The sequence below is a fragment of the Pseudarthrobacter sp. P1 genome (assembly GCF_050156935.1).
In the GTDB taxonomy this organism is placed as follows: Bacteria; Actinomycetota; Actinomycetes; order Actinomycetales; family Micrococcaceae; genus Specibacter.
Map to the genome: position 1 here is coordinate 4,320,485 of NZ_CP189584.1, position 14,777 is coordinate 4,335,261.

Annotated in this window: 16 protein-coding genes and 1 pseudogene; 10 read left to right on the forward strand and 7 right to left on the reverse strand. The window is 70.6% G+C overall.

Annotated elements, in window-relative coordinates; genetic code table 11:
- Window positions 1-14: 14 nt before the first annotated feature.
- Together ACQCSX_RS20140 and ACQCSX_RS20145 are read left to right on the forward strand one after the other, a co-directional pair.
- Window positions 15-2,255 carry a polyribonucleotide nucleotidyltransferase gene (locus tag ACQCSX_RS20140; protein WP_427016977.1) on the forward strand — a complete coding sequence of 747 codons (2,241 nt, stop codon included), beginning with the start codon at window positions 15-17 and terminating at the stop codon, window positions 2,253-2,255.
- A gap of 3 nt (window positions 2,256-2,258) precedes the next feature.
- Window positions 2,259-3,620 carry a M16 family metallopeptidase gene (locus ACQCSX_RS20145; protein WP_427016978.1) on the forward strand — a complete coding sequence of 454 codons (1,362 nt, stop codon included), beginning with the start codon at window positions 2,259-2,261 and terminating at the stop codon, window positions 3,618-3,620.
- 123 nt (window positions 3,621-3,743) lie between these two features.
- Here the strand turns inward: ACQCSX_RS20145 and ACQCSX_RS20150 are convergent, their stop codons facing one another.
- The 4 genes and pseudogenes from ACQCSX_RS20150 to ACQCSX_RS20165 all read right to left on the reverse strand — a co-directional run bounded on the left by ACQCSX_RS20150 (window position 3,744) and on the right by ACQCSX_RS20165 (window position 5,155).
- A complete protein-coding gene (locus tag ACQCSX_RS20150) occupies window positions 3,744-3,986 on the reverse strand; it encodes a DNA glycosylase AlkZ-like family protein (protein WP_427019115.1) in 243 nt (80 codons plus the stop codon).
- Window positions 3,987-4,045: 59 nt separating this feature from the next.
- Window positions 4,046-4,252 (reverse strand): annotated as a pseudogene (locus ACQCSX_RS20155) (DNA glycosylase AlkZ-like family protein); the annotation flags it as partial.
- Window positions 4,249-4,833, reverse strand: a complete 585-nt coding sequence (locus tag ACQCSX_RS20160) for a DNA glycosylase AlkZ-like family protein (RefSeq protein WP_427016979.1) — start codon at window positions 4,831-4,833, stop codon at window positions 4,249-4,251. The gene ACQCSX_RS20160 and the pseudogene ACQCSX_RS20155, both read right to left, overlap by 4 nt.
- A gap of 34 nt (window positions 4,834-4,867) precedes the next feature.
- Complete coding sequence (locus tag ACQCSX_RS20165) at window positions 4,868-5,155, reverse strand: hypothetical protein (protein WP_427016980.1); 288 nt, start codon at window positions 5,153-5,155, stop codon at window positions 4,868-4,870.
- 122 nt (window positions 5,156-5,277) lie between these two features.
- Here ACQCSX_RS20165 and ACQCSX_RS20170 point away from each other — a divergent pair, with 122 nt between their 5' ends.
- Window positions 5,278-6,399 (forward strand): helix-turn-helix transcriptional regulator, encoded by a 1,122-nt coding sequence (locus tag ACQCSX_RS20170; protein ID WP_427016981.1) that lies wholly within the window; start codon window positions 5,278-5,280, stop codon window positions 6,397-6,399.
- A gap of 19 nt (window positions 6,400-6,418) precedes the next feature.
- Here ACQCSX_RS20170 and ACQCSX_RS20175 read toward each other — a convergent pair whose 3' ends face one another.
- The 3 genes from ACQCSX_RS20175 to moaA are packed head-to-tail and all read right to left on the reverse strand — an operon-like array spanning window position 6,419 to window position 9,075.
- Window positions 6,419-7,651: a serine hydrolase domain-containing protein gene (locus ACQCSX_RS20175; protein ID WP_427016982.1), complete on the reverse strand. Its 1,233-nt coding sequence runs from the start codon at window positions 7,649-7,651 to the stop codon at window positions 6,419-6,421.
- A 35-nt stretch (window positions 7,652-7,686) separates the two neighbouring features.
- Entirely contained in the window at window positions 7,687-7,953 is a 267-nt protein-coding gene (locus tag ACQCSX_RS20180; RefSeq protein ID WP_427016983.1) for a MoaD/ThiS family protein, read from the reverse strand.
- Complete coding sequence (gene moaA, locus ACQCSX_RS20185) at window positions 7,954-9,075, reverse strand: GTP 3',8-cyclase MoaA (protein ID WP_427016984.1); 1,122 nt, start codon at window positions 9,073-9,075, stop codon at window positions 7,954-7,956.
- A 172-nt stretch (window positions 9,076-9,247) separates the two neighbouring features.
- Here moaA and ACQCSX_RS20190 point away from each other — a divergent pair, with 172 nt between their 5' ends.
- The 7 genes from ACQCSX_RS20190 to ACQCSX_RS20220 are packed head-to-tail and all read left to right on the forward strand — an operon-like array spanning window position 9,248 to window position 14,775.
- Window positions 9,248-10,816: a molybdopterin-dependent oxidoreductase gene (locus tag ACQCSX_RS20190; protein ID WP_427016985.1), complete on the forward strand. Its 1,569-nt coding sequence runs from the start codon at window positions 9,248-9,250 to the stop codon at window positions 10,814-10,816.
- Between the two features lie 54 nt (window positions 10,817-10,870).
- A complete protein-coding gene (locus ACQCSX_RS20195) occupies window positions 10,871-12,115 on the forward strand; it encodes a molybdopterin molybdotransferase MoeA (RefSeq protein WP_427016986.1) in 1,245 nt (414 codons plus the stop codon).
- Complete coding sequence (gene moaC / locus ACQCSX_RS20200) at window positions 12,103-12,594, forward strand: cyclic pyranopterin monophosphate synthase MoaC (RefSeq protein WP_427016987.1); 492 nt, start codon at window positions 12,103-12,105, stop codon at window positions 12,592-12,594. The genes ACQCSX_RS20195 and moaC overlap by 13 nt, the downstream gene beginning before the upstream one ends.
- A complete protein-coding gene (locus ACQCSX_RS20205; RefSeq protein WP_427016988.1) occupies window positions 12,591-13,082 on the forward strand; it encodes a MogA/MoaB family molybdenum cofactor biosynthesis protein in 492 nt (163 codons plus the stop codon). The genes moaC and ACQCSX_RS20205 overlap by 4 nt, the downstream gene beginning before the upstream one ends.
- Window positions 13,072-13,542, forward strand: a complete 471-nt coding sequence (locus tag ACQCSX_RS20210) for a molybdenum cofactor biosynthesis protein MoaE (protein WP_427016989.1) — start codon at window positions 13,072-13,074, stop codon at window positions 13,540-13,542. Before ACQCSX_RS20205 ends, ACQCSX_RS20210 begins: the two co-directional genes overlap by 11 nt.
- 9 nt (window positions 13,543-13,551) lie before the next feature.
- Window positions 13,552-14,310, forward strand: a complete 759-nt coding sequence (dapB, locus tag ACQCSX_RS20215; protein ID WP_427016990.1) for a 4-hydroxy-tetrahydrodipicolinate reductase — start codon at window positions 13,552-13,554, stop codon at window positions 14,308-14,310.
- A 9-nt stretch (window positions 14,311-14,319) separates the two neighbouring features.
- A complete protein-coding gene (locus ACQCSX_RS20220; RefSeq protein ID WP_427016991.1) occupies window positions 14,320-14,775 on the forward strand; it encodes a hypothetical protein in 456 nt (151 codons plus the stop codon).
- Window positions 14,776-14,777 lie beyond the last annotated feature (2 nt).

Consider the following 14,777-nt stretch of genomic DNA (forward strand, 5'->3'; position numbering starts at 1 on the left):
GGAGGTGACTCTCTATGGAGGGTCCCGAGATTCAGTTCGCAGAAGCCGTTATTGACAACGGCCGTTATGGCAAGCGCGTTATCCGCTTTGAGACGGGCCGTCTGGCCCAGCAGGCCGCCGGTGCCGCGATGGTGTACATCGACGAGGACACCGCACTGCTTTCCGCCACCACCGCCGGCAAGCAGCCGCGCGAGGGCTTCGACTTCTTCCCGCTGACGGTTGACGTTGAAGAGCGCATGTACGCCGCCGGCCGCATCCCGGGCAGCTTCTTCCGCCGCGAAGGCCGCCCGTCCACGGAGGCCATCCTGGCCTGCCGCCTGATGGACCGCCCGCTGCGCCCGGCCTTCGTCAAGGGCCTGCGCAACGAGGTCCAGATCGTCGTCACCGTACTGGCGATCAACCCTGACGTCCTGTACGACGTGGTGGCCATCAATGCCTCCTCCATGTCCACCCAGCTCTCCGGTCTGCCGTTCTCCGGCCCCATCGGTGGCGTGCGCGTGGCCCTGGTCAATGACGGAAACGGTGCCCAGTGGGTTGCCTTCCCGAAGCACTCCGAGCTGCAGAACGCAGTCTTCAACATGGTGGTTGCCGGCCGCATCGCGGGCGACGACGTTGCCATCATGATGGTCGAGGCCGAGGCCACCGACAACTCCTGGAAGCTGATCAAGGAAGAGGGCCACACGGCCCCGACCGAAGAGATCGTTGCCGAGGGTCTTGAGGCTGCCAAGCCGTTCATCAAGGCCCTGTGCGAGGCCCAGGCCGACCTGGCCGCCCGCGCCGCCAAGCCGACCGTCGAATTCCCGATCTTCCTGGACTACCAGGACGACGCCTACGAGGCCGTCAGCAACGCTGCCGCCGCCAAGCTGGCCGAGGTCTTCGCGATCGCCGACAAGCAGGACCGCGATAACGCCTCCGACGCCCTGAAGGAGACGACCATCTCCGCGCTGGCCGCTTCCTTCGAGGGACGCGAGAAGGAGCTCTCCGCAGCCTTCCGCTCCGTCACCAAGCACGTTGTGCGCCAGCGCATCCTCAAGGAGCAGGTCCGCATCGATGGCCGTGGCCTGACGGACATCCGCCAGCTCACCGCCGAGGTTGAGGTTCTGCCGCGCGTCCACGGTTCGGCCATCTTCGAGCGCGGCGAGACCCAGATCATGGGTGTCACCACGCTGAACATGCTCAAGATGGAGCAGCAGATCGACTCGCTGTCTCCCGTGACGCACAAGCGCTACATGCACAACTACAACTTCCCGCCGTACTCCACCGGCGAGACCGGCCGCGTCGGCTCCCCGAAGCGCCGCGAAATTGGCCACGGTGCCCTCGCCGAGCGCGCCCTGGTTCCGGTTCTGCCGTCCCGCGAGGAATTCCCCTACGCGATCCGCCAGGTATCCGAGGCTCTGAGCTCCAACGGCTCCACCTCCATGGGTTCCGTTTGCGCCTCGACCCTGTCGCTGCTCAACGCAGGTGTGCCCCTGAAGGCTCCGGTTGCCGGCATCGCCATGGGCCTCGTGTCCGACGAAGTTGACGGCCAGACCCGCTACGCGGCCCTGACCGACATCCTCGGCGCCGAAGATGCCTTCGGCGACATGGACTTCAAGGTTGCAGGTACCGCCGAGTTCGTCACGGCCATCCAGCTGGACACCAAGCTCGACGGCATCCCGGCCTCCGTGCTGGCTGCAGCCCTGAAGCAGGCCCGCGAGGCCCGCCTGCACATCCTCGGTGTCCTGAACGCCGCGATCGACGTACCGGACGAGCTCTCCGAGTTCGCCCCCCGCGTCATCGCCGTCAAGATCCCCGTAGACAAGATCGGCGAGGTCATCGGCCCGAAGGGCAAGATGATCAACCAGATCCAGGATGACACCGGAGCCGACATCTCGATCGAGGATGACGGAACCGTGTACATCGGTGCCACGAACGGCCCGTCCGCGGACGCCGCCCGTGCAGCGATCAACGCCATCGCCAACCCGCAGGTCCCGGAGATCGGTGAGCGCTACCTGGGTACGGTCGTCAAGACCACCACCTTCGGTGCCTTCATCTCCCTGACCCCGGGCAAGGACGGCCTCCTGCACATCTCCGAGCTGCGCAAGCTGGCCAACGGCAAGCGCGTGGACAATGTCGACGACATCGTCTCGGTCGGCCAGAAGATCCAGGTGGAAATCACCAAGATCGATGACCGCGGAAAGCTGTCCCTCTCCCCGGTTGTGGCCGAAGACGCCACCACCGGTGAAGAAGAATCTGCTGAAAGCGCCGCTGAGTAATTCATGGCAATCACCCTTTTGCCGTTGACCGCTGCCGCCACTGATGGTTCGGCTACCGTGGACTCCGCTGTGATCTCCGGTGGGACGGGCGGCGCCACTGTGCGCCGGTCCGTCCTGCCGGGGGGCGTGCGGGTCCTGACCGAATCGATGCCTGGGCAGCGGAGCGCGACAATTGGGTTCTGGGTCGGTGTTGGCTCTCGGGATGAAGCCGAGGGCCAACACGGATCCACCCACTTCCTTGAACACCTGCTGTTCAAGGGCACCAAGCGCCGCACGGCGCTGGAAATCGCCTCGGCCTTTGACGAGGTGGGCGGTGAGTCCAATGCGGCCACCGCCAAGGAAAGCACCTGCTACTACGCCCGCGTGCTGGACTCCGATCTGGCCATGGCCATCGACGTCATCGCGGACATGATCACCTCCGCCGTGCTTGATCCGGCCGAGCTGGAGCAGGAACGCGACGTCATCCTTGAGGAAATCGCCATGGACAGCGATGACCCCACCGACGTCGCGCACGAAAAGTTTGTCGCGGCGGTGCTGGGCGGACACGCCCTGGGCCGCCCCATTGGCGGTACGCCGGAGGCCATCAAGGCCGTCCCGCGCGACTCCGTCTGGGAGCACTACCAGCGCCACTACCGGCCCGAGACTTTGGTCATCACCGCCGCCGGCGGCCTGGACCACGACGACGTCTGCGCCCGGGTGCTGTCCGCCCTGCAGACCGCCGGCTGGCCGCTGGACGACGGCGCAACCCCCGTGGCCCGCCGTTCCGCCACCCCCGTGGCGATCGAGGGCACCGCCGGGCTGCACGTCTACAACCGCCAGGTGGAGCAGGCCAACATCATCCTGGGCTGCCCGTCCATCGTGGCCACTGACACCCGCCGCTTTGTCATGAGCGTGCTCAATGCCGTGCTCGGTGGCGGCATGTCCTCGCGCCTGTTCCAGGAAATCCGCGAGAAGCGCGGCCTGGTCTACTCCACGTACTCCTTCGCCTCCGCCTACGCCGACGCCGGCTACTTCGGCATGTACGCCGGCTGCGCCCCTGCCAAGGTGGGCCAGGTGGTCTCGCTGCTGACCGCCGAGCTGGAAAAGCTCGCCGACGGCGGCATCACCGACGTCGAGCTGGCCAAGGCCATCGGGCAACTCTCCGGCGGCATCGTGCTGGCTCTGGAGGACACCGGTTCCCGGATGTCCCGCTTGGGCCGTGCCGAGCTGGTGTCCGGCGAGTTCCTCGACATCGACGAGACCCTGGGCCGCATCCGCTCCGTCACCCGCGACGAGGTCCAGGCCCTGGCCCGCGAGCTGGCCGATGCCCCGCGCACCATCACCGTCGTCGGCCCCTTCGCGGAGACCGAGACCTTCGGACTGTAGCCCCGCGGCACCCACAAATCCATAGCGCAGCTAAGGCGGCCTTCGACCAACGAAGGCCGCCTTAGCTGCGCCATCGATGGTTGAGCCCGTCCCGGCGGTTGAGCCTGTCGAGTGCGGCGGGGGTCAGTCCACGAACCGGAGGTCGACGTCGTCGCCGGCGGCCAGGAACGCGAGGAGCGCTTCACCCTCGTGGGCGATCTCGTCCCGGACGGATGCCCCCAGCGGGGACAGGGGAGCGATGGTGAGCACAGCGTGGCCGCGGCTGCGCCCGATGCCCCAGGTGGCCTCCACCTTCCCGTCCACCAGCAGGCAGCTCGGCTGCGCGCCGTCGTAGCGCCAGCCCAGCTCCAGCAGGTCATGTGTGATGACCGGCTGCGGTCTGCGTGGGAGAGCAGCAGGTTGTCGTAGTCGTAGAGGAACCGCACCGGCGCAGCCGTGTCCTCGGCGGGGCGCGGCGCCTCCGGCAGGTCGAAGAGCTCCCGCCCGGTCCCGTTGCGGAAGACCAGCAGCCCCGGCCGCAGCCCCTCCACCACCTCGCCCAACCGGGTCAGGCCGCACCACGCCTGGATGTCCATGACAGTGGCGGGACCGAACGCCGCCACATAGCGCAGCACCAGGGCATCAACGCTCATCGCCCCATCGAGGGACCGCCCCAGCCACGCCTCGAGGGTGGTGTGGCGGACCGCGCCGCTGCGCTGACACACCCCGCGGGGCGGGACCTGTGCCAGCGCCAGGCGGACCGCGCCGCCTGTCCCAGCGCCAGACGGTTGTGCTCCGGCCACCGCTCCTGCAGCGCCCGGCCGAGTTCGGCGAAGGTCATCGGCTGTGCCTCCATCAGCCCGCGCCCCGCAGCGGCCACGGCATCAAGATCGAGCCCGGCCCACTGCCGCGCGAAGGATCCGCGCGTGCTGCGCTCGATCACCGGCTGCACCAGCGGGCGGAAGGCCAGGGCGTCACGGGCGGACACCAGGTGGATGGTGGAACGCATGAGTGCGATCCGGACCACGGCCCGGTCCTCGAGCAGCCGGCCGAACGCGGCAGCATCGAAGTCCAGCAGGCGCGTCCACAGCCCGGTGTACCAGCTCTGGGGCGTCTGGGCCTGCAGCCCGGCCAGCTGCTCGACGGCGTCGAGTGGGGCCAGCGTCGAGCGCTCCAGGAGCAGCTGCCGGGCAAGGGTGGCCCGGCCGAGGGCGCACGGGGAGATGGATGGCACCGGCCTGGGACGAGAATACCAAGCCCGGTCCGTGCTACGCGGCCGCCATCAACTTCAGAATCCGCGTGCTGGGTTCCCCGGCGAGCGCAGGGGAGGCGGCCGGCCGGTTCCAGACCTCGGTCCGGAGCCGGGCCAGGAAGCCGGCGGCGGCGTCCCGGGTGTCAAAGTCCAGTTCGACCACCACGTAGTGGTCCTGGTTCGTGGGGCACTCGATCCGGTAGGCACGCACGCCCGATGCGCCGCGGTCCAGCGGGTCCCGGTCGAAGGCATCCTTCCACAGGGGAAAGTCCTTGATTCCGTGTTCTATCTGCAGGGTGTACATCGCCCGTCCCTTTCGTCCGAGGTGGTGCCTCCACGCTAGGTCCGCGGCCGCGCCTGCCGCCATCCCATAAATCTGGAGGCCGGCCGGGGACGGGTGCAGCCGGGAGCGCCCATACTGGTGCCATGGCTGGCAGCTGGGCGCACACCAACGGTCGGGCCCAGGTGGAGCGGTTGTGCCGTGCGGGCCTGGACGAGCACGAGCTGCGCGCCGGTGTTCTGCGTGAACTCCGCAAGGCCGTGGGCTTCGACGCCTATGTCTGGCCGCTGGCCGATCCGGCCTCCGCCGTCGGGATCACACCCATGGCGGCGATCCCGTGCCCGCAGGAGCTGCCCCTGTTGATCCGGCTAAAGTACCTGACACCGCTGAACCGGTGGACGGCCTTGGCGCAGGCCCCCACGCCGGCCGCCACCCTGCTGGCGGCCACGGACGGGGTGCCCGGGCGCAGCCTGTTGTGGGATGCACTGCTGCGGCGCCATGGCGTTGCGGACATGCTCTCGGTGGTGTTCGCCCAGAGCCAGGGCTGCTGGGGCTGGCTGGATCTGTGGCGCATCGATGCCAACGCGTTCGACGACGGCGATACCGTCTTTGTGGCGTCGCTGGCACCGGCGCTGGCCCTCGCCCTGCGGGACTGCCGGGCCCGCCAGTTCACGGCCGGCGCGACGTTGTCCGGGACGATGCCGCCCGCCGCCGTGCCGTCGCAGGCCGTCCTGGTCCTGGACGAGGACCTTGCGGTGCTGGGGCAGACCGGCTCCGCCGTGCAGTGGCTGGACCTGCTCCAGCGCGGGCCCGAGCCCTATGCGGGCATCCCGGCCGAGGTGCTCAATGTTGCGGCCCAACTGCTCGCGGCCGAATCCGGTGTGGATGCGCATCCGGCCTGGTCCCGGGTCCGGGTGGGCGGCGGCATCTGGGCGGATCTGCGCGCGGCCCGGATGGCGGCGGCGCCGGCCAGCTCGGTCCCGCCGATCGCGGCGACCATCCAGCAGTGTCTGCCGGCGGCCAGGCTGGGCGTCTTCGCCAGAAGTTTTGCCTTCACCCACCGTGAACGCGAGCTCCTGCGGCTGGCCGCCACCGGGCTGGACACCGCGGGGTTGGCCCGGCGGCAGGGTGTTGCCCGGTACACCGTGCAGGACCAGTTCAAATCGATCTTTGCCAAGTGCGGCGTGCACAGCCGGGCCGCCCTGCTGGCGTTGGCGCTGGGGACCACCGCCGGTGCCCCGCCGCCGGACCTCCCGCCGAAGTGGTAGCCGGTTGGTGCCTGCGCTGCTATCCGGCAGACTTGTAGATACTGCCGATGAGGTTCTTGGCGATGGTGCTTGCCGGGTCCTGGCCGTTGGCGGCGGGGGCCAGATTGGTCCAGACCACCAGCGTCACCTGGTTGGCCGGGTCATTGCCCATGAAGCTGTTGAAGCCCGGCAGCTCGCCGGTGTGGCCGTAGAGCTCGCCAAACTTGGCAATCGACAGCCCGTATTTGGCGCCGCCCGTGCCGGCCGGCTCGGGGGAGTCCAGCCGCAGCTTCTGCAGCGCGGCGTCCAGCAGGCCGCCGCCGGCCAGGGCCTCCACCCAGGTGGCCAGGTCCCCAGCGGTCGAGATACCGGCCCCGGCGGCCCAGGCCCACGATGGGTTGGCGCCGGTGTAGTTGTTGGGCTTGAGCGTGCCCGCGGCGGCCGCCTGCTGGTCCGCCTCAGGCAGCGCGGGGTTGTCCATGGTGAGCACGTTGGTGCTGTACATGTAGCCCTGTGGATGGGGAGCCGGGATGTCGTTGTTTGTGCTCGCCGGAAACAGGGTCTGCGCCATGTGCAGGGGCGTGAAGAGGCGGTCCTGGAAGATGGTGGCCAGGGGTTTGCCGTCCAGCTGCTCGGCGATCAGCCCCAGCAGGACGGTGTTGGTGTTGGAGTAGTGGTAGTCCGTCCCGGGGGCAAAGTACGGCGGCTGGGCAAAGGCCAACGCCAACAGCTCCGCCGGGGTCCAAACCCGTTGCGGATCATCATCCAGTGCGGTGTTCAGCTCCAGGGACTCGGAATAGTTGTACAGGCCGCTGCGCATCGCCATCAGTTCCTCGATGGTGATGGCCTCGCCGTTGGGCACGTCCGGCCGGTACTTCGACACCGGATCGCTGAGCCTGAGCTTCCCCTCCTGCACCAGCTGCAGGATGACCGTGCCCGTCCAGGTCTTGGTGTTGGAGCCGACCCGGATGTGGTCGTCCACTGTGACGGGATCCGTGCCGCCGAGCTCGCGCACGCCATAGGCCGCGGTCAGGCTGCCGGCCGGGGTCCGCAGCAGCATCACCGCGCCGGGCACCAGCAGTTCCTTGGCCCCGGACTCAAACGCCACCTTGAGCGCCGCCGCGTCGAACGGCAGCAGGGCGGAGGTGGCCGCCGTCGTGCTGGACGACGACGGGCCGGGGGAGCCGCCGTCGGGCGAGGACGCCGGGGAGCAACCGGCGAGGGCGAGGATCAGGGCGGCAGTGCCCGCAGCAGATTTCAGGGAGCCGTGCATGGCGAACCTTTCACTTGATCCAGTGGGCCGGGGTGTCAGCCTCCGGCGAACGGCGGCAGGACGTCGACGACGTCGGAGGCGTCAAGCACGGTGGCCAGGTCCCGGACGGCGATCTCATTGCGCAGGAAGCTGCACCGGGTGAGCAGCTCCGCCAGCGGGGGAGTGTGGTCCGAGGCGGAGGCCGGATGCAGTGTGGCCAGCGCAGCCTGGAGGTCCGCCACCGTGGGGGTGCCGGGCAGCTCGATGGCTTCCTCGTCCATGCCGGTGGCGGCGCGGGCGGCGGCAAAGTATCGGATCAGCATCTAGCCCCCAATCGCAGACATGGAACGGTCGGGCTGGACAAAGTCCGCCGCGCCCAGGCCCACATGGTCCATGCCGTGGGCCCGGGGCTTGGCCCACATGGCCTCCTGCCAGCGCACGGCCACGGCGTCGTCGTCGGCCGCGGTGTCCCCGGCGCGGAGCAGCCCCAGCAGGTCCACCTCGGTGCGCGAGAACAGGCAGCTCATCACCTTGCCCTCGGCGGTGACGCGCGTGCGGCGGCAATCGGCGCAGAACGGCTCGGTGACCGAGGCGATGATGCCCACGGTGCCCAGCACCGCGGCCGTGCCCTGGCGGCGGACCTCAAAGCGCTCGGCCGGGGCGCCGTCGCGCTCCCGGGGATCGGGGGAGAGGTCAAAACCCGTGGACAGCAGGCCGCGGATCTCCGCAGCCGTGACCATGCCGTCCCGCGTCCAGCCGTGGTCCGCATCCAGGGGCATCTGCTCGATGAAGCGCAACTCGTAGCCGCGCTCCAGGCACCAGGCCAGCAGCTCGGCCGCGCCGGTGTCGTTGATCCCGCGCATCAGCACCGCGTTGATCTTGATCGGGCCCAGCCCCGCGGCGTCGGCGGCCTCGATCCCGGCCAGCACCTGGTCCAGGAAGGGCCGGCGGGTCAGCTCGGCAAAGGCCCCCGGGTGCAGGGTGTCCAGGGAGATGTTGATCCGGGTCAGCCCGGCATCGGCCAGGGATTGGGCGCGTTTGGCCAGTCCGACGCCGTTGGTGGTCAGCGAGATGGGCAGTTGGGGGTGGGCGGCGCGCAGGCCCGCCACGATGTCCGCCAGATCCAGCCGGACCAGGGGCTCCCCGCCGGTGAGCCGGAGTTCGCGCACGCCCAGCCGGTCCACGCCCAGGCCCACCAGCCGGATGATTTCGGCACTGGTGAGGACCTTGTCCTTCTTGAGCCAGTCGAGGCCGTTCTCCGGCATGCAGTAGGTGCAGCGCAGATTGCACTTGTCCGTCACGGAGAGCCGCATGTCGGTGGCACGGCGCCCGAAGCGGTCCAGCAGCCCGGCCTGGAGGCTGTGCCCGGCGGGGAGCAGTGCGGTGCCCGCGGCCGGTGCCGCGGCGGGCACGCTTACGGGCATGCCTAGCTGGACGGTTGTCATTGCTCCACGCTACGCCACATGCCTGCCGCTGGCGTAGGCCGCCGCGCTAGATGAAGCGGACCGGTGGGGCCGCCGGATGGAACACCGTGCGCCGGCCCGGCGTTAACCCTTGTAGCGTGGGACCACCGGCTCCGCTGCAGCGTGCCGGAGCGGCGGACAAGTCTGGAGCAACATGGCAGCGCGGCGGTGGTGGGCCTTGGCGGCCCTGGTGGCGGTGGCCGTAGGAGTGGCCGCCGGCGAGCTGGTGGCTGCCCTGTTCAGCCCGGCCCTGTCGCCCGTCACGGCCGTTGGCTCGGCCGTCATCGATGCCATGCCGCCGGGCGTCAAGGATTGGGCCGTGGGGCTCTTCGGCACCGCCGACAAGGCCGTCTTCCTGGCCACCATGCTGCTCATCATGGCCGCCGCGGCCGCAGCCCTCGGGCTGTTGGAGCGTTGGCGCCGGTACGCGGGGATGGCCGGCATTGCCGTTTTTGGGGCGCTGGGCGTGGCAGCCGTGGCCACCCGCGCCGGCTTCAGGCCCGACGCGCTGGCGGCGCCGGTGGTGGCGGCCGGCGTGGGCGTGGTGCTGCAGGGCTACCTGCTGGGCAAATACCCCGGCGCGGACCGGCGGCCCGGCGGTGCCGGAGCAGCGGGCGCGCAAAGCGCGGGCCCAACCGCCCGTCCGGCCGCGCCGCCGTCGCGCCGGTCCTTCCTCCAGGCCGTGGCCATCGGCTCCGTGCTGGCCGCCGTGGGCGGGCTGGCCGCCGCGGCCCTGCGCGGCGCGGCGGTGGGCGTCGCCACTGTGCGCGCGGCCCTCACCCTGCCCGCGCCCACCCGCCCCGCCGCGGCGGTGCCCGCCGGCGCGCAGGTCCAGCTGGCCGGCGTGGAACCCGTGGTGACGCCGAACGCGGATTTCTACCGGATCGACACGGCCCTGGTGGTGCCCGCCGTCGACCCTTCCAGCTGGACGCTGAAGGTCACCGGAATGGTGGACCACCCGCTGGAACTGGACTTTGCCACACTGCTGGCGAAACCGATGGTGGAGCATTTCACCACCATCGCCTGCGTCTCCAACTACGTGGGCGGGGACTTGGTGGGCAATGCGCGCTGGCTGGGGTGGCCGGTCCGCGAGCTGCTGGCCGAGGCCGGCGTGCAGCCCGGCGCCGACATGGTGCTCTCGCGCAGCACTGACGGCTTCACCGCCGGCACCCCGCTGGAGGCCATGACCGACCTGCGCGAGGCGATCATCGCCGTCGGCATGAACGGCGAGCCGTTGCCGCTGGAGCACGGCTTCCCGGCCCGGCTGATCGTGCCCGGGCTCTACGGCTACGTCTCGGCCACCAAGTGGCTGGCGGAGCTGAAGGCGACCCGGTTTGCCGACGACGCCGGCTACTGGACCCCGCGCGGCTGGTCGGCCCTGGGGCCGATCAAGACGGCGTCCCGGATCGACGTGCCGCGCGACGGCTACCATGTGGCCGCCGGCACGGTGGCCCTGGGCGGGGAGGCCTGGGCGCCGCAGCGGGGGATCTCCGCCGTCCAGCTGCGGGTGGACCGCGGCCCGTGGCAGGACGCCGCGCTGGCCCCGGCCATCAACGCCGACACCTGGGTCCAGTGGTCCATCCAGCTTGCGCCCGGGTCCGGCCGGCACGAATTCCAGGTCAGGGCCACGGACGGGGCGGGCGTGCCGCAGACCGAGGACCGGGCGGAGCCGGCCCCGGATGGCGCCACAGGCTTCCACACGATTACGCTCACGGTGGGATAGCCGCACCGCCCGCCGCACCATTTCCGCCCGCCGCACCACCCCTAAGGAGTGCCCATGCACCGATCCGTAGCCGCCCACCGGGCCGCCGTGCTGGAACTGCTGCGCGATGCGTGGCCCGCCGGGACGTTTGACGGCGGCGGGAGCGCGCCCCTGCTGGACGCACTGGACCGGGTGCTGGGCGAGGATGTCCGCGCGGTCCGGGCGGTGCCGCCCTTCGCCAACTCGCAGATGGACGGCTACGCCGTGCATTCCGCCGATGTGCCGGGCACCCTGGCCGTGGCGGCGTCCATCCCGGCCGGCTCGGTGCCGCCCCCGCTGGTGCGGGGAACCGCTGCGCCCATCATGACCGGCGCCATGCTGCCCGAGGGCGCCGACGCCGTGGTCCCGGTGGAGGAGGCGGTGCCGCCGCTCTTTCCCAGCCACGACGGAGGCGGCCCGCACACGGTGGCACTGCCGGCCGCGCACCCCGGCCGGTTCGTCCGCGACGAGGGCTCCGACATTCCGGCCGGCACCACCGCCATGGCCGCGGGCACGCAGCTGACGGGCCGTCAGCTGGGCCTGGCCGCGGCCCTGGGGCTGGCCGAGCTGCCGCTGCGCCGCCGTCCGCGCGTGCTGCTGCTGACCACCGGCGACGAGGTGGTGCCCCCCGGCGTACCGCTGCCGCCGGGAAAGATCTACGACGCCAATTCCATCCTGCTGCGCGCGGCGCTGGCGCAGGCTGGCGCGGAGGTGGTGGCCCCCGACGCGGCCCCGGACCGGCCGCATGACTTCCTGGCCCTGCTGGACGCCCAACTGGCGGCGGAGGCGGACCGCGGCGGCATCGACCTGATCCTCTCCACCGGGGGCATCAGCGCGGGGGCGTTCGAGGTGGTCAAGCAGGCGCTCTCCGCCGAGGGCGTGGACTTTGGCCACGTGGCCATGCAGCCCGGCGGGCCGCAGGCCCTGGGCAGCTACCGCGGGGTGCCGTACCTGGGCTTCCCCGGGAACCCCGTCAGCTCGGTGGTCTCCTTCGAACTGTTCCTGCGCCCGGCCCTGGGCGAACTGGTGGGCGCGCCGGCGCCGCGGCCGGTGGTGCTGGCCCATCTGCGCACCGCCCTGCACTCGCCCGCCGGCAAGCACCAGGTGCGCCGCGGCCTCTACGAGCCGCCCGGCTTCGAGTCCCCGGGCTCCGTGGCGGAGATGGGCGGTCCGTCGTCGCACCTGGTCGGTGCGCTGGCCGGTGCCAACGCCCTGATCCAGATCCCGGCCGGCGTCACCGAACTCCAGTCGGGGGCAAAAGTGGAAGTATGGCTTCTATGACCAACGCCAGTGATCCCCAGCTCACCCATGTCCGCGCCGACGGCACGGCCCACATGGTGGATGTCTCCGCCAAACCGGAAACCACCCGTGTGGCCCGGGCCCAGGCGGTCCTGCACAGCACGGCGGAGGTGCTGTCCCTGCTCGGCTCCGGCGGGCTGCCCAAGGGCGACGCCCTGGCCGTGGCCCGGGTGGCCGGGATCATGGCCGCCAAAAAGACCCCGGAGCTGGTGCCGTTGTGCCATCCGCTGCCGCTGTCCAAGGTGACGGTGGACTTTGAGCTGGGCGCCGACGCCGTGCTGGTCACGGTGCTGGTGAAGACCCGCGGCGTCACAGGCGTGGAGATGGAGGCCCTCACCGCGGCCAGCGTTGCCGCCCTGACGCTCTACGACATGGTCAAGGCCGTGGACAAGCACGCGGTGATCTCCGAGATCAAGGTGCTGGCCAAGAGCGGCGGCAAGAGCGGGGACTGGGAACTGTGAGCACACACGCAGCGCAGCGGACCGCAGGGGTGGTGGTCTCCTCCACCCGCGCCGCGGCCGGGATCTACCAGGACACCAGCGCACCGGTGCTCTCGCAGTGGCTGGCCGGGCAGGGCTTCCACGTCATTCCGGCCCGGGTCGTCTCCGACGGCGCCGCAGTGGCGGAGGCGCTGCGGGAGCTGCTGGCGGTGGGGCCCTCGGTCATCCTGACCACCGGCGGCACCGGGCTGAGCGCGGACGACCTGACACCGGAAATGACGCTGCCGCTGCTGGAGCGCCAGATTCCCGGCGTCATGGAGGCCATCCGCGCCGCCGGGGCCGCCGCCACCCCGCTGGCCGCGCTGAGCCGCGGCTATGCCGGCACGGCGGGGAAGACCCTGATCGTGAACCTGCCCGGGTCCGCCGGCGGCATCAAGGACGGCCTGCGGGTGTTGGAACCGCTGATCGGACACCTGTGCGACCAATTGGAAGGCAGCCATGAGCACTGAAACACCCCACACCACCATCATCAACGCATCCCTGAACGCCGAGCCCATCTCCGTGGCCGAGGCCATGGCCGCGGTGGACGCCCCGGACTGCGGCGCCGTGGTGACCTTCAGCGGCGTCGTCCGCAACCACGACGGCGGCAAGGACGTGGCGTCGCTGTCCTACAGCTCCCACCCCGGGGCCGGGCGCGTGATCTCGGACCTGGCGGCCGACGTCGTCGCCACGTTGGTGCCGGCCGGTGCCAGCGCCCGGCTGTGGGTGGCGCACCGCGTGGGCCCGCTGGCCGTGGGCGACGCCGCGCTGGTGTGCGCTGTCGCCACGGCGCACCGCGGGCTGGCCTTTGAGGTCTGCTCCACCCTGGTGGAGCGGATCAAAGCCGAGGTGCCCATCTGGAAGGAACAGTTTTTTGCCGACGGCACAGTGGAATGGGTGGGGTCCGGGACCGCCGGGGGATCCCAGTAGGCTTGGTCCATGAGCGAATTGCTGCGCGTTGCCGTATTGGGTGCCAATGGCCGGATGGGGAGGGCCGCCGTGAAGGCGGTGGGTGATGCCCCCGATCTGGAACTGGTGGCTGCCCTGGGCCGCGGGGACTCCCTGCAGACGGTGCTGGACGCCAAGGCCGACGTGATCGTTGACCTGACGGTGCCCGCTTCCACCGAGGCCAATGTCAGCTTCGCCGTGGAGCACAACATCCACGCCGTCGTGGGCACCACCGGCTGGAACGCCGAGCGCCTGGCCACGCTCACCACGCTGCTGGCCGCGCACCCGCACACCGGCGTGCTCATCGCCCCCAACTTCGCCCTCGGCTCGGTGTTGGCCACCAGCTTTGCCGCCAAGGCCGCCAAGTACTTCGATTCGGTGGAGATCATCGAACTGCACCACCCCAACAAGGTGGACGCCCCCTCCGGCACCGCCCTGCGCACCGCACAGCTGGTGGCCGCCGCCCGCGCCGCCGCCGGCACCCCCGCGGCCCCGGACGCGACGGAGACCGCCATGGACGGTGCCCGCGGCGCCTCCGTGGACGGCATTCCGGTGCACAGCGTGCGCCTGGCCGGGCTGGTGGCGCACCAGGAGGTGCTGCTGGGCAGCATGGGCGAGCAGCTGACCATCCGCCACGATTCCTTCAACCACGAGTCCTTCATGCCCGGCGTCCTGCTGGGCGTGCGCACCGTGGGCTCCCGGCCGGGCCTGACCGTTGGCCTGGACGGCTACCTGGATCTCGGGAACTAGGCGGTGGCGATGTCGAAGACCAAAATTTGGGTGGGCCTGATCACGCTGCTCCTGGTGTTCTACCTGGTGGTCATGCTGCAGCGCTCCGTGCTGCTGCTCGGCGATGCAGACTGGACGGCCAAGGGGCTGGGTGCGGCGTATCTGGTGCTGCCGTTCGTGGGTGCCTGGGCCCTGGTCCGGGAGCTGATGTTTGGTGCCCGGATGGAAAAGCTGGCCAGGATCCTCGAGTCCGAGGACGGGTTGCCGGTGGATGAACTGCCGCGCACCCCCGGCGGCCGGATTGTCCGCGAGGCCGCCGACGCCGAGTTCGCCAAGTACCGCGCCGAGGTGGACGCGGCACCCAAGGACTGGCGCAGCTGGTTCCGCCTCTCCTGCGCCTACGATGCCTCCGGCGACAGGACCCGCGCCCGCAAGGCCATGCGCGATGCCATCGCCCTGTACCGGGCGGGCCTGCCGGTAAAGTAGGG

Excerpts from the sequence above, each read along its gene's own strand:
- ACQCSX_RS20220 (WP_427016991.1), top strand. The coding sequence starts at position 14,320 with ATGTCGAAGACCAAAATTTGGGTGGGCCTGATCACGCTGCTCCTGGTG.
- dapB (WP_427016990.1), top strand. The coding sequence starts at position 13,552 with ATGAGCGAATTGCTGCGCGTTGCCGTATTGGGTGCCAATGGCCGGATG.
- ACQCSX_RS20180 (WP_427016983.1), bottom strand. The coding sequence starts at position 7,953 with ATGCTGATCCGATACTTTGCCGCCGCCCGCGCCGCCACCGGCATGGAC.
- ACQCSX_RS20165 (WP_427016980.1), bottom strand. The coding sequence starts at position 5,155 with ATGTACACCCTGCAGATAGAACACGGAATCAAGGACTTTCCCCTGTGG.
- ACQCSX_RS20190 (WP_427016985.1), top strand. The coding sequence starts at position 9,248 with ATGGCAGCGCGGCGGTGGTGGGCCTTGGCGGCCCTGGTGGCGGTGGCC.
- ACQCSX_RS20195 (WP_427016986.1), top strand. The coding sequence starts at position 10,871 with ATGCACCGATCCGTAGCCGCCCACCGGGCCGCCGTGCTGGAACTGCTG.
- ACQCSX_RS20140 (WP_427016977.1), top strand. The coding sequence starts at position 15 with ATGGAGGGTCCCGAGATTCAGTTCGCAGAAGCCGTTATTGACAACGGC.
- ACQCSX_RS20175 (WP_427016982.1), bottom strand. The coding sequence starts at position 7,651 with ATGCACGGCTCCCTGAAATCTGCTGCGGGCACTGCCGCCCTGATCCTC.
- ACQCSX_RS20170 (WP_427016981.1), top strand. The coding sequence starts at position 5,278 with ATGGCTGGCAGCTGGGCGCACACCAACGGTCGGGCCCAGGTGGAGCGG.
- ACQCSX_RS20210 (WP_427016989.1), top strand. The coding sequence starts at position 13,072 with ATGAGCACTGAAACACCCCACACCACCATCATCAACGCATCCCTGAAC.
- moaA (WP_427016984.1), bottom strand. The coding sequence starts at position 9,075 with ATGACAACCGTCCAGCTAGGCATGCCCGTAAGCGTGCCCGCCGCGGCA.
- moaC (WP_427016987.1), top strand. The coding sequence starts at position 12,103 with ATGGCTTCTATGACCAACGCCAGTGATCCCCAGCTCACCCATGTCCGC.
- ACQCSX_RS20145 (WP_427016978.1), top strand. The coding sequence starts at position 2,259 with ATGGCAATCACCCTTTTGCCGTTGACCGCTGCCGCCACTGATGGTTCG.